This window comes from Streptomyces sp. NPDC006879 (assembly GCF_042869595.1).
Lineage (GTDB): Bacteria > Actinomycetota > Actinomycetes > Streptomycetales > Streptomycetaceae > Streptomyces.
This window is the reverse complement of sequence record NZ_JBIAGC010000027.1, coordinates 1-12,662: the sequence shown is the minus strand read 5'-3', so window position 1 is coordinate 12,662 and position 12,662 is coordinate 1. Positions and strand designations below refer to the sequence as shown.

General features: G+C 69.4%; 8 protein-coding genes. 4 read left to right on the top strand and 4 right to left on the bottom strand.

Annotation, left to right across the window (positions count from 1 at the left end):
* Positions 1-144 precede the first annotated feature (144 nt).
* The 3 genes from ACFYMC_RS19845 to ACFYMC_RS19835 are packed head-to-tail and all read left to right on the top strand — an operon-like array spanning position 145 to position 6,277.
* Positions 145-1,548, top strand: coding sequence for an MFS transporter (locus ACFYMC_RS19845; protein ID WP_388526790.1), 1,404 nt, complete (start codon positions 145-147; stop codon positions 1,546-1,548).
* 32 nt (positions 1,549-1,580) lie between these two features.
* Entirely contained in the window at positions 1,581-3,947 is a 2,367-nt protein-coding gene (locus ACFYMC_RS19840) for a lantibiotic dehydratase (RefSeq protein WP_388526787.1), read from the top strand.
* 29 nt (positions 3,948-3,976) lie between these two features.
* The gene (locus ACFYMC_RS19835) at positions 3,977-6,277 is read left to right on the top strand and encodes a M20/M25/M40 family metallo-hydrolase (protein ID WP_388526784.1); all 2,301 of its coding nucleotides are present in this window, start codon (positions 3,977-3,979) and stop codon (positions 6,275-6,277) included.
* Positions 6,278-6,512: 235 nt separating this feature from the next.
* Here ACFYMC_RS19835 and ACFYMC_RS19830 read toward each other — a convergent pair whose 3' ends face one another.
* Positions 6,513-7,643 carry an aminotransferase class I/II-fold pyridoxal phosphate-dependent enzyme gene (locus ACFYMC_RS19830; RefSeq protein ID WP_388526781.1) on the bottom strand — a complete coding sequence of 377 codons (1,131 nt, stop codon included), beginning with the start codon at positions 7,641-7,643 and terminating at the stop codon, positions 6,513-6,515.
* A gap of 252 nt (positions 7,644-7,895) precedes the next feature.
* On the opposite strand from ACFYMC_RS19830, the gene vioC reads away from it, so the two are divergent.
* Positions 7,896-8,924 carry an arginine beta-hydroxylase, Fe(II)/alpha-ketoglutarate-dependent gene (gene vioC, locus ACFYMC_RS19825; protein ID WP_388526778.1) on the top strand — a complete coding sequence of 343 codons (1,029 nt, stop codon included), beginning with the start codon at positions 7,896-7,898 and terminating at the stop codon, positions 8,922-8,924.
* A 27-nt stretch (positions 8,925-8,951) separates the two neighbouring features.
* Here the strand turns inward: vioC and ACFYMC_RS19820 are convergent, their stop codons facing one another.
* From ACFYMC_RS19820 to ACFYMC_RS19810, 3 genes are all read right to left on the bottom strand, one after another.
* The gene (locus tag ACFYMC_RS19820) at positions 8,952-10,115 is read right to left on the bottom strand and encodes an aminotransferase (RefSeq protein ID WP_388526776.1); all 1,164 of its coding nucleotides are present in this window, start codon (positions 10,113-10,115) and stop codon (positions 8,952-8,954) included.
* 115 nt (positions 10,116-10,230) lie between these two features.
* Positions 10,231-11,472: a winged helix-turn-helix domain-containing protein gene (locus ACFYMC_RS19815; RefSeq protein ID WP_388526773.1), complete on the bottom strand. Its 1,242-nt coding sequence runs from the start codon at positions 11,470-11,472 to the stop codon at positions 10,231-10,233.
* A complete protein-coding gene (locus ACFYMC_RS19810) occupies positions 11,469-12,035 on the bottom strand; it encodes a DNA-binding response regulator (protein WP_388526771.1) in 567 nt (188 codons plus the stop codon). Before ACFYMC_RS19810 ends, ACFYMC_RS19815 begins: the two co-directional genes overlap by 4 nt.
* Positions 12,036-12,662: the final 627 nt, after the last annotated feature.

Below are 12,662 nucleotides of genomic sequence, written 5' to 3'. Positions count from 1 at the left end.
GCGTCCCATAAAGGGGGGATGCACCCGGCGCGGCCCGATCCGTGAACATGGTCGTGTGCACGGTCCATTGGGCGCCGTACGCCTCTGACAGGGAAAGTCATCCCGCCCCGGCGCGGCGCATTCCCGAATCGACAAGAACCGTGGATGGGGCAGTCGTCAATGCGGAAGTTCATAGCAATCTGGGCGAGCAGCCTGGTGACGATGACCGGGACGGCGCTCACCGGTTTCGCCCTCGGCGTCTGGGTCTATCTCGAAACCGGGTCCACCACCCAGCTCGCCCTGACCTTCGTGCTCGCCTTCCTGCCCGGCATCTTGTTCTCTCCGCTGGCCGGTGCGTTGGTCGACCGCTGGAGCCGCCGGGCCATCCTGCTCACCAGCGACGCGGTGGGCATCGGCACCACCTTGACCCTGGGCCTGCTGTTTACGGCCGGGCAGCTCCAGCCGTGGCACATCTTCGTCACCACGGTGATCCGATCGACGTTGCGCGCCATGCAGGTTCCGGCGCTCAACTCGATGGTCGTCCTCCTCGCGCCCAAGGACCAGATCGGCCGGGCCAACGGTCTGATGGGTGTTGCGACGGCGGTCAGCCAGACGGTCGCCCCCGCGCTCGGCGGCGCGCTGATGTACGGCGTCGGGCTCAACTGGGTGTTGTTCATCGACTGTGCGACCTTCGTCGTCAACGTCGTCGTCCTCCTCCTCAACCGCATTCCCACCCCGCCGGCGTCGAAGGCGGGCACCGAGGGCAAGGGGTCGCTGCGCACTGAGATCGCGCAGGGCTGGCGGGTCATGGCCGGCAAGCGCGGACTGGTGGCGCTCGCCCTCTTCTACGCTGCGCTCGACTTGAGCGTCGGCTTCGTCGACGTGCTCATCACCCCGATCGTGGTCAGCTTCGCCTCGGTCTCCGCTCTGGGCGTGGTCATGACGGTCGGCGGCATCGGACTCGTGCTCGGCAGTGTCACCATGGCGTCCTGGGGAGGCCCCCGGCGCCGCATCCACGGACTTGCGGGGTTCGCCGTCCCGCTCGGCCTGTTCCTCTGCATCGGTTCGCTGCGCCCCAGCGTCGCCCTGGTGGCGGTCGCCGCGTTCGGCTTCATGTTCTGTTCGATGATCATCGACGGTACGTCCCGGAGCGTCATCGGCGTGGAGGTCGAACCCGACCTGCAAGGTCGTGTGTTCGCGAGCTTCAACATGGTGACCAACACGGTCCTGTGCACCAGCTATCTGCTCGCCGGCCCCGTCGCCGACCGTGTGTTCGAGCCGCTGCTCGTCGAGAACGGCGCACTCGCCGGGAGCGTGGGTGAGGTGGTGGGCGTCGGGCCCGGTCGTGGCATGGCCCTGCTGCTCGGGCTGCTCGGCCTGCTCGTGCTGGCCACGGCCGTCGCGGGTTATCTGACGCCGAGCCTGCGCGGGCTCGCGCACAAGGCGTCCAAGCCCGCGGAGACCGATGGATCCGATGCAGGGGAAGGCACCCAGGGCGTGGACGCAGCAGAGGCCGAGAGCCAGGAGACGGTGGCCGGCGGCGCGCGCCAGCCGGTCTCCGACCGATGACCACGAGCCTCGAAGAGCAAGGAAAACCTCCGATGACCAGGGAGAACCCCCTCGGCCCGGTCGGCACCGAACACCAGCACCGCACCCCGTTGGGAACGTCCGGCTGGGACGTGTGGGGTGACGCCGCGCTGCGCAGCGCGGGGTTTCCCGCCGAGCGCATCGCCGAGATCTGCGACGCCGAACTCGCAGCCGCCGCCGACCAGCTGGACGAGCGGGTGGCCGCCACCGGCGCGCACTACGCGAAGGTCTTCGCGGCTGCCTCCGACCGCCTGAGCGCGGCCGTCCGGCGCACCGCTGCCGACCCGCGGTTCCGCGAGGCGGTCACCTGGCAGAACCCGGCGTTGGTCCACAACTGCTTGGACAAAGCGGCGGCCGGGGAACCGAGGAACGTGCGCGGCAGGTACCACGAGCTCACGATCGTCACCTACCTCCAGCGCTACTGCCTGAAGAACGACACGGTCGGCTTCTTCGGCCCGGTCGGGTGGGCCCGGATCGACGCCGCCGACACCGGTCTGTCGACCGTCCCCGGACCCGTACTGCTCAAGCGCCGCGAAACCTACTTCGAGGGATGGGCCATCGAGGCCGTCGCCCGTTTGGTCGGTGACCGCCGCGAGGTGTGGCCCTGGCTGACCCCACGGGTCGTTCCCGCGGCCTCCCTCACCGGCTGGACGGTCCAGCTGCCCTTCCGCAAGCCGGTGGCCCTGACCGCTCAGGAGGTCCGTGTCCTGGGCCAGTGCGACGGCCGGCGCACCGTGGGCGAGATCGCCGGTACCCCGCTCGACATGGGCACCGTGCAGATCCTCCTGCGGCTGCGCGAACTTGAGGTCATCCGCATCGACTTGGCAGGGCAACTGGTCGCCCATCCGGAGCGGGACCTCGCGGACCGGATCGCCGAGATCGGCGATCGTGAGGTGCGCGAACGGGCCAGGGCTCCCCTTGACGAGATCAACGCCGCGCGTGACGAAGTCGCCGCCTCGGCGGGCGACCCCGACCGTCTGCTGCGGGCCACCCAGCGCCTCGCCGCAGAGTTCGAGCGGCTCACCCGGTCCTCGTCGACGCGCCGCGCGGGCAGCACCTACGCGGGACGGACCCTGGTGTACGAGGACACGGTTCGCGATGTCGACGTACACATCGGCGCCAAGCTGACCGGTCGGCTCGCCGCTCCGCTCGGGCTGCTCCTCGACAGCGCGCTCTGGTTGGCCAACACCGTCGGTGAGCGCTACCTCGTGCGGGCCCGCCAGGCCCTGGACCGGGAGCTTGAGCGGACGGGAGGCAACGCGATGCCGCTGCTTCAGATGCTCACCACGTTGCTCCCCGAGGTCGCGCAGCTCTCCACCGACAACCTCCAGTCGGAACTCGTCGACGAGGCGGTCACCGAGTTCCGCGAGCGCTGGCGTCGGGTCCTCGGCCTTCCGCTGGACGCCTTCGCCGGCACCAGCCACCACCAGGTCACCGCGGCCGAGATCACCGACCGGGTCGCCCGGGAGTTCGCCACCGGTGCGCCGTTGTGGAGTTCCGCCCGCTGGTATTCGCCCGACATCATGCTCATGGCGCAGAGCCCCGAAGCAGCCGCGCAGGGCGACGTGGACTTCGTGCTCGGCGAGATGCACTGCTCCATCAACACGCTGGAGAGCCAGCTCTTCGTCTCGCAGCACCCGGACGCGGACCGGCTGCGCGAGAGCGCGGTGGTCTCCGGGCTCGACGGCCGGATGGCCATCATCCCGCGGCTGGACGGCGCCCTCACCACGTCCCGGATGGCGCGCGCGGCCGAGCTGCGGCTTCCCACGTACACCTATCTGTCGATCGGCTCCGAATCCTTCGAAGCACCCCGACCGACGCCCACCCTCTCGGTCATGGATCTCGTGGTGGAGCCGAAGGGGGAGACCGAACTCGTCGTGCGGCACCGTAGCGAGGGGCGGGAGTACTCGTTCCTGGAGGCGATCGGCGAACCGTTGTCGCTCTTGGTCGCCAACGCCTTCAGCCCGTTCGGTGGGGCGAGCCACCGCCCCAGGGTCAGCATCGACCGGCTCGTAGTGGGCCGCGAGGCGTGGACCTTCGCAGCTGGTGACTGTTCCTGGGCCTTCGTCAAGGACGAGCAGCGGCGGTTCGCGGCTGCGCGTGCCTGGCGCGCCCAGCACGGTCTGCCCGAGCGGGGCTTCTACCGGGTACCGGTCGAACGCAAGCCGATGGCCGTGGACTTCCGCAGCTTGCCCCTGGTGAACCTGCTCGCCAAGTCGATCCGCCGGACCGCCGAGGCCGGCTCCGCTGGGTTCACGCTCTCCGAGATGCTCCCGGACACCGACAGGCTCTGGCTCCACGACCACGCCGGCGAGCGGTACACCGCCGAGCTGCGGATCGTGGCCGTCGACGCGACGGCCCGGCGTCCGCCCGCTCCCTGATCCATCCATCCCCGTCGTGAGGTACAACCGTGCAGGCCAAGACCACTCTGCGGAGACGGATCCCGGCCCTGGCCGCATTCCTGCTCCTGATGCTCACCGCCGTGGCGGCCACGCTGCCGCTGCGCACCCCGGGACCGCGTGAGGCGTCGGCAGCCGCGGGCGACTTCTCCGCGGACCGTGCGGTCGGCCGGCTCGACCGCATCGCGAAGGTCGCTCATCCGACGGGCTCAACGGCGCAACAGGAGGTCCGGGAGTACCTCCTGGCTGAGCTGCGGGCGTTGGGGCTGCAACCGGAGGTGCTGAGCGGGGTTGCCGCTCGCGAGTCCGAAGGCGGTCCGGCCACTGCGGGTGCCGTCCTCGACGTTCATGCCAAGATCCCCGGCAAGCGTCCCACGGGCAGAGTGCTCCTGGTCGCGCACTACGACTCGGTGCCGCTCGGGCCCGGTGCCGCGGACAACGGTGCCAACGTGGCCACGATCTTGGAAGCCGCCCGTGCCCTGAAGGCCGGACCGGAGCTCCGCAACGACGTCGAGATCCTCTTCACCGACGGTGAGGAGCACGGGCTGCTCGGCGCCCAGGCCTTCATCGACGCGTCCGCCGGTACCGGGCGGGTCGACCGCCAGCGGACCGTCGTGGTGAACCTGGAGGCCAGGGGCACGTCCGGGCCCGCGGTGATGTTCCAGATGGCCGGGACAGGGCTCAGCTCCGCCGTTCGCGACGCAGGTGCGTTCACCACCTCGTTCGCCGACGAGGTGTACGGCCTGCTGCCCCACGACACTGATCTGACGGTCTTCGACGAAGCCGGCATGCGGGGGCTCAACTTCGCCTTCCTGGGGGGCTCCACGCACTACCACACGACCCATGACGACATCGCACGACTCGATCACGGGTCGGTGCAGGACATGGGCGACAGCTCGCTCGCGGCGGTCCGCTCGCTCGCTGCGGCCGATCTGGCCCGCAGCGCTGCCGGTGCCACGTACTTCTCGCTGTTCGGCACGGTCGTGTCGTACCCGACGTCGTGGGTCCTCCCCTTGGCCGCGCTGACCCTTCTGGGCGTGCCGGTGCTCCTCTGGTTCGGTCGGCGCAGGGGGCTGGCCCCGCGCGGCGTCGGGCGGGCAGCCGCCACCTTCCCGCTGCCCCTGCTCGGCGCGGTCGCCATCGGCCTGGCCTGCTGGTGGGCACTTACTTTGGTCCGCCCGGACTTCGCGCTGACCGCAGGCACCGTGTACCACCTCGGCCGGTACGCGCTGGGGGAGGCGTTGCTGCTCCTGGTGCTGCTCGTGGCGTGGTACCGGTGGGCGCGCCGCAAGGCGTCGCCGGTGGACGTTGCGGTGGGCGCGCTCGGCTGGTTCGCCCTCCTCGCGGTGGTGTGCGCCGTGCTGCTGCCCGGCGCCGCCTATCTCTTCACCTGGCCCGCGGTGGCCGGTCTCGCCACGGTCGCCGTGATCTTGTGGCGTACGTCCGGGGACTCCCCGTGGCGGGCGGTTGCCGCGGCGGTCGCCGCCGTGCCGGCGGTTGCGCTCGTGCTTCCGATCGTGTTCCTGCTGCTGCCCACGCTGGGGCTGTCGGGCACCGCCGCCCCGCTGGTCCTCGTGACCTTCGTGGCAGCGGGGCTGTTGGGTGTCCTGGAGCCGCTGCCCCGGCCCCGGGTGGCCACCGCCGGGATGCTGGCGGTGACCCTGGTGGGCGCGGGAACCCTGGCAGTAGGCGCGGGTCTGGACGGGTACAGCGCCGAAGAGCCCGAGGCGGTCAGCCTCGGGTACGTGTTCGAGTCCGATGCGCGGCAGGCCACCTGGGTCAGCCTCGGGGGTTCCACCAAGCGGTTCGAGGAGCTCCTCACCGGCGAGCCGGTCCGCTATGACGACCGTGTTCCGCCGCTGGGCGGAGTCTCCCTGCGCAACGGTCGGGCCGGGACCGCCCGCCTGGACCTCCCGCGCACGGAGGGCGCTTCGGCCACCGAGGTGGACGGTGTGCGGACGGTCCGTGTCCGTCTGCGGGTTCCCGCGGACGCCTACAGCATCGCCGTCTTCGCCGGAACCGGCGCCCACGAGGTCCTCGACGCCACTGTCGCGGGCACGGGGCTGACCGGGGGCCGGAACAACGGGAACGGTGCATGGGGGTGGGGGTTCACCTTCGCCGCACCGCCCGCCGATGGCCTGGACATCGTCATCCGGGCCAGGGGCAAGGGCCCGTTGCCGCTCCGGGTGGTGACCAGCGCGGTCGGCCTCCCCGGTGGGGTCGGTGCGCCGGAGCTGTCCGCGGACCAGAGCTGGGCTGGCTGGCCCTCGGTTGCCGGACAGACCTTCACCGTGCGGACCTTCCGGCACTGACCGCGGTAGCGCCGAGGGCCCGGCGCGGGCGGCTCCTCTGGGGAGCACCGCCTGCGCCGGGCCCTCGGCATGGCCGCCCCGCCGGGGCGGTGAGCCGTTGCGCTCCGCGGCCGGCCCGTCTCACGGGGTGGGGCCGGGAACGGCCCCGAACGCGGAAAGTGCCCTCCGGCCGGACGACCGGAGCCCTCGGGAGGGTTTGAGGTCCCGCGTCAGGAAGGCACTCTCGTCTTCGCGCTCAGCTGGTCGGCGTGAGGTCCTTGTAGGCCTCGGCCATCGTCTGGATGGCCTTCTGCACCGTCTCGAACGGCCGGGCCAGGGAGATGCGGATGAAACGCAGTCCGCTTTCCGGGTCGGCCCAGTGGAACGGAGCGCAGGGCAGCACGTGCACACCGCGCTTGAGCATCTCCTTGTGCAGGACGGCCGAGTCGGGACCAGCCTCGGGGAGTTCAATCCGGGCCACGCTGATCTGCGAGTCCGGGTCGGCGAGCTTCAGCCCGACCTGCGCGAGGGTCTCCTTGACCACCGTGCGGTTCCGCTCGACGAGCTCGCGGGCTCGCTCGTAGCCGCCGTCCACCCAGTCCCCGGCCAGGTCGGTGATGAGCTGCAACACCACTGGGGAGGCGGCGAGCAGGGATTCGGAGAAGGCGTGCTCGATGGGCAGGTTGGTGCGTTCGCTGTAGGCGAGCAGGCCGATCTTGAGTTCGTGGGTCGGCCAGAGCTTGCCGGTGTCCTCGATGGTGATCCAGTCGGCACCCGCGGCGTCGAGTACCGCATAGGTGTCGTACTGGGCGTCCCGGACCTGACCGCGGAAGCTGGCGTCGATGATGACGATCTGGTTGTGCCGCACGGCGTGCTCCGCCAGCGACTTGAGGTGGCCCTCGGGGGTGATGAGCCCGGTCGGGTTGTTCGGCAGTGTCACCACGATCGCGTTGACCGGCGCGCCCGGCCACTGCTCGGCGAGGAGCTCTTCCTCGGTCAGTGGCACCAGCTCCAGTCCGCGCGTCTTGAGCAGGTCGGCGATGTTGTCGAACGTCGGGTGCAGCACGGCGACGGTCGCCCCCGCCGGCAGCGCTCGGGCCACGATGTCCGTGGCGAGCGTCGAGGAGTAGCAGCTGAGGATGCGGCCGGAACCGACCGGTGCGCTGTGCTGGCCGATCGCTTCGAAGAACGCCTTGTGCGCTGCGAGCTCGATTTCCGGGAAGGGGCGGCGAACGGCTTCCTCAAACATTCCCGGAATACGGGCGACGATGTCCGACTGCTGTGGAGTGAGGACGAGACGGGCGTGTCCGTCGGTGAGATTGAGCCCACCGTCGACATCAATCAGCGCGTCAACTTCCATCGTCGTCAGATTGACAACTTCGGTCATCCTCAGCCCTTCGATAAGTCCCCGGATGCCTTCTGCTGTCCGCACTGTCAAGCCGATTTCGGGCGTCACTAAAGTGCGATTCGGCTCCGCAGAATCTGTCACGTTGCCGAAAATATATGGAGCCGTGCCGTGTCCGCGCCTGTCCCCTCAAATGGGGACCGCGGGCCATTCCTGGTCGCCCTTAGACTCCGGTCCGTTCACGTCGGACCGCAGGCGGATACGCCCGTGGCAGGAAGGGGGAGGAAGAACGCTATGCACCACTTGGCGCTCACACCCGAGGACAACGCGGCGCTCACCCCGATGCTCACCGAGCTCACGGGGTTGTACGACACGGTCGAGAACCCCGACCTGATCCGTCGCGCCCCCGTTCTGGCGAAGGCGCTGCCTTCCCACCTCCTTTCGTTCCTGGAGGAGTTCCGGTTCGAGGAGCCCGCCGCCTTGTGCCTGGTGTCCGGCCTCGACGTGGACGAGGCTGTGCTCGGCCCGACGCCCGAGCACTGGCGGGACAGCCAGTACGACTCGCCGGCCTTCCGGCAGGAGATCTTCTTCCTGCTGTGCGCCGCGGCCCTCGGCGACGTCTTCGGGTGGGCGACCCAACAGGACGGGCGCATCATGCACGATGTCCTGCCGATCAGAGGTCACGAGAACTACGAGATCGGGTCCAACAGCCTCCAGCACCTCTCCTGGCACACCGAGGACGCCTTCCACCCGTGCCGTGGCGACTACGTGGCGCTGATGTGCCTGAAGAACCCCGACGCGGTGGAGACGGTCGTCTCCTCGGTACCGGACATGGACTGGTCGGACATCGACGTGGAGGCCCTGTTCGAGCCGGAGTTCACGGTCATGCCGGACAACTCCCACCAGCCGCAGCAGGGCGCGGCTCCCTCCGGGGACCCGCGCATCGACATGCTGCGCGAGCGAAGCTTCCGGCTCATCCAGGAATGGAACGACAACCCGCAAAAGCGCCCCCTGCTCTACGGCGACCGGCGGGACCCGTACATGGCGCTCGACCCGTACCACATGGACCCATCGACGTGGACGGACCGCGCCCAGCAGGCGTTCAAGCAGCTCTGCGACGAGATCGAGAGGCGGATGACGGATGTCGTGCTGCGCCCCGGAGACCTCGTGTTCGTCGACAACTTCCGTGCCGTGCACGGCCGCAAGTCCTTCCAGGCCCGGTACGACGGGACGGACCGCTGGTTGAAGCGGCTCAACGTCACCCGCAACCTGCGCGGCTCCCGGGCCTGGCGTCCTGCGGCCGGCGACCGCGTCATCTACTGAGCGTGCCGGGCCGTTCGGCCGGGCGGTTCAGCCGCCGGCCGCCGCGAGGCGGCCGGCGAAATCGGCCAGTGCCGCCTCGTCGACGTTGCTGATGCTGACGCGCAGGGTCCGCTGGTCCTCGGGGTGGAAGGCCGTCCCGGGAAGAACCAGTGCGTCCTGTTTCAGCAGGAGTTCGCGCACCACGTCGCCGGTCGCCCGGTCGGTGAACGGATGGCGCACCCACCCGAAGAAGCCGCCGATGGAGAGAAGTTCGAAGCCTCCGGGGCGGTCGGACATCGCCCGCGTGAACACGGCTCGCTTCGCCGCGATCTCGGCCGCCCGTTCCCGGCGCCAGATCCCTGCCCCGGTGAGACCGGCCCAGGCGGCTTCTTGGCCGACGCGCGGTGGGCAGATGGCGACGCAGTCGAGCAGCTTCATGATTTCCCGGTTCAGGGTGGGCGCGGCCACGATCGCGCCCACCCGGTATCCGGGTATCGCGAGGTCCTTGGAGAAGCTGTGCAGGCTGATGACCGCCTCCGGCCAGCCGGGGTCGGCGAACAGCGGGTGCGCGGGTTCCTCCGTGTCGCGGAACGAGCGGTAGGTCTCGTCGAGGATCAGGGCGATCCCGTGCCGCTCGGCGAGTCTCGCGAAAGCGGAGATCTCCTCTGGCGGGATGGTCGCGCCGCTCGGGTTGCCCGGAGTGACCAAGGCGATCGCGCGGGTGCGAGGGGTGATGAGTTCCTCGGCCGCTGCGGCGGTCGGCACCAGGTCCGGGCCCGGCTCCAGGTAGACGGGGGTGATGCCGTCCAACCGCAGCCACATGTCGTGGTTGAAGTAGTAAGGGAGCGGCAGGATCACCTCGTCGCCAGGCTCGGCGAGCGCCGAGGTCACCAGGCAGAAGGCCTGGTTGCAGCCAGCGGTGACGACGACGTGCTCCTCGCCGACCCGGCCCCGGTAGTCCCGTGACAACTCGGCGGCGAAGGCGGACCGCAACTTGGGCAGACCGGCCAGGTCGACGTAGTCCGCACCGTGGGCGTCCCGGGCGACGCTCACGACGTGCTCCACCACGGAGGCGGCGGCCGGGTAGGCGGGTGCAGCCTGTGCGAGGTCGAGCAGGCCCTCGCTGCCCCTGCCTTCACGCTCGTCGAGCAGCGCGTACGTCGCGCCGATCGGTGAATCGGTCTGTCGCAGGGTCCTGGGAGTCAGTCGCACGCCGGTTCTCCTTCGAGATGCTGGTCGCACCGAGCTTCCCGGGCGTCGAGCCGGCCCGCCATCCCCCTCTTCATGGGACGTTCCCCGGATGGCGGCACCTCGCAGAACGGCCCTTCTAGGACCTGAGCAGCTGTGCCCGCCAGCTGTCGGGGAGGGCGGTACCGTACTCGATCTCGTGTACTGCGCGGAAGGAGGCGAGATCCTCCAGTTGTTCGACCACGGCTCGGCGTAGCGTCGCCGTTGGCTTGACGTCGGGTTCGAGGAAGATGCCCTCGACCACCAGTCGGTCGCCCTTCCGCTCGACGCGCGGGGAGATCCGGCCGACGAGTCGGTCCTGGTGCACGATCGGCAACAGGTAGTAGCCGTACTCCCGTTTCGCCTTGGGCACGTACATCTCGTTGCGGAAGTCGAAGTCCCAAAGCCGCTGGGTCAGTCGCCGGTCGCTGACGAGGTTGTCGAACGGGGAGAGCAGGACCGTGCGACCCTGCCAGTCCCCCGCACGGACGGCCGCCAGTTCGGCCTGGGCGTCAGCGTGCACGTACCAGGTCTCGGACGGTCCCCCGCCCTCGACCCGAACCGGGATGACCCTGCCCTGCTCGGTGAGGGTGCGCAGTACGGCGGGCAGGCCGACGTACTGCCCGCGCAGGAAGTACTGCTTGATGTCCAGCGGCCGGGCGACCCCGAGCGCCCGCAGGGTGTGCTCAGTGGCGGTGGCGACCTTGTCCTCGGCCGGCATCGGGCTCAGGTCCGTGCCGGGGGGCAGGCATGCCTCTGGCAGGCTCCACAGGCGTTGGCCGGCTTCGCGGCCGGCCACCATGATCCGGCCCTGGAGCCACAGGAAGGTCAGCATGCGTTCGACGTTGCGCCCCGCGGTCCAGCCCGAGGACGGCCAGTCCATCGTCGCGAGGTCCTCGAAGGCGTCGGTCGGCAGCGGGCTGCCCTCGCCGAGGCGGGACAGCACGTGCTTGAGGAGCGCCTCGTTGGCGTCCATCCACACCTGCGTGAAGGACCGGTTGGGCGGCGGGTAGGCGTCCATCGTCACCCGGTGCAGCGGATAGTCCTCGGTGAGCACGACGGCCGCCGCGTGCGCCCAGTACTCGAAGAGCCACCGGTCCTGCCACCACAGTGTGGACAGGTGTGGCGCGGCTCTGGTGCCCAGGCGGCTCCAGACGACCAGTTCGTGGCTGGGGGCCACGACGCTCACCGGGTCGAGTTGGAGGTAGCGCAGCGAACGCAGCACCGTGCGCAGGCCGTCCGGGGTCGGGGCCGGTCGGGCAGCCGTCAGGTGTTGCCGTGTCAGGGCGAGTTGACGTGCCTCGGGCTTGCTGAGCGTCAGGTTCGCCTTGGGCGTGGTCATCTTGCTGCTCCTTGCTGGGCCAGTCGGCCACGGGAAGGACTCAGTTCGTGCTGTCGATCAGCGTTGCCCGGATTCCTGTTGCCCTGGACGGGGGCAGGGGCCAACCGCTTTCCGAGCAGCGCGACTCGGGTGAGCTCCGCCTTGTTGCCCACCCCCAGCTTCGCACGTATGCGTTTGACGTAGGTGTCGACGGTGTGGGGGCTGATGCCGAGTCGGGTGGCTATCTGGCCGTGGGTCAGACCGCGGGAGATCTGCCGCAGGACCTGGGTCTCGCGGTCGGAGAGGTTGCAGCCGGCGGCAGCGCTCCACTGCGGCGGGAGGGAGCCGGTGCACCCGCAAGGCGCCACGGGCTCGGCGCGCCCGCATGAGGTCACTTCGCTCCCGGCGGCGATCGCGCGAACGGCGCGCACGATGCACCTGGCCGATCCGTGCTTGTTGATGACGCCGGAGGCGCCAGCCAGGAGGTACGGGTCGGCACTCGCCGCCGGATCGTGGTTGACGACCAGGACGGGCGCCTGGGTGGTGAGCTCGGTAATGGAGTGGATGGTGGCGAAGGAGAGCACTTCGGAGTCGATAAGGAGGACGTCACTGTGCCCCGTGGGATCTTCTTGAGGCGAAGTACGCGCCGTTGTGGAGATTCCCGAGCTTTCCAGAATCTGGACGAGGCCGGCGAGGTATACCGGAGACGTTGTCACTACTTCGATTCGGATCACGACATCCCCGTGACTTGTGGCCGTGTAACTGGTCGTACTGCGTGCTTCGGTACCACGAAGCAAAGCTCCAGGCCGCCGGCGATTATGTCGCCGAGGGCCCGTCCCCCATACCCAAAGAATGCCTGCGGCTTCATTGCCGGACCTGCAATGGATTCATCGGATTGTTGGTACTCGGTTTAAGTCAGGACGCTATCATTGTCGGTTGCTGTCGAACGGGCCTGTCCCTATTTTAGGGGACACCGTGGGGGGTGGCGCCGGGTGGTGTGGCCTTCGGGCGGCGTTGGTGAATTGGCCGTCTGAAGTGATCTGCCGGACACGGGACGGCGGTTTCGGTGGCCGATGGTGTGTACCGGGGTGACTCGTGTGAGCCGGCCTTGCGGGGCCTAGTAGTGCTTGGTCAGGTTGGTGTGGTGCTTGGTATGTCGCGGTGGCAGGTGGGGCAGGCGCCGGTCCAGGTGGCGAGGAGGGTCTGTAGTT

What these genes read in the sequence shown, in the direction of transcription:
- ACFYMC_RS19845 (WP_388526790.1), top strand. Translation starts at nt 145, where the DNA reads ATGGGGCAGTCGTCAATGCGGAAGTTCATAGCAATCTGGGCGAGCAGC.
- ACFYMC_RS19840 (WP_388526787.1), top strand. Translation starts at nt 1,581, where the DNA reads ATGACCAGGGAGAACCCCCTCGGCCCGGTCGGCACCGAACACCAGCAC.
- ACFYMC_RS19830 (WP_388526781.1), bottom strand. Translation starts at nt 7,643, where the DNA reads ATGACCGAAGTTGTCAATCTGACGACGATGGAAGTTGACGCGCTGATT.
- vioC (WP_388526778.1), top strand. Translation starts at nt 7,896, where the DNA reads ATGCACCACTTGGCGCTCACACCCGAGGACAACGCGGCGCTCACCCCG.
- ACFYMC_RS19815 (WP_388526773.1), bottom strand. Translation starts at nt 11,472, where the DNA reads ATGACCACGCCCAAGGCGAACCTGACGCTCAGCAAGCCCGAGGCACGT.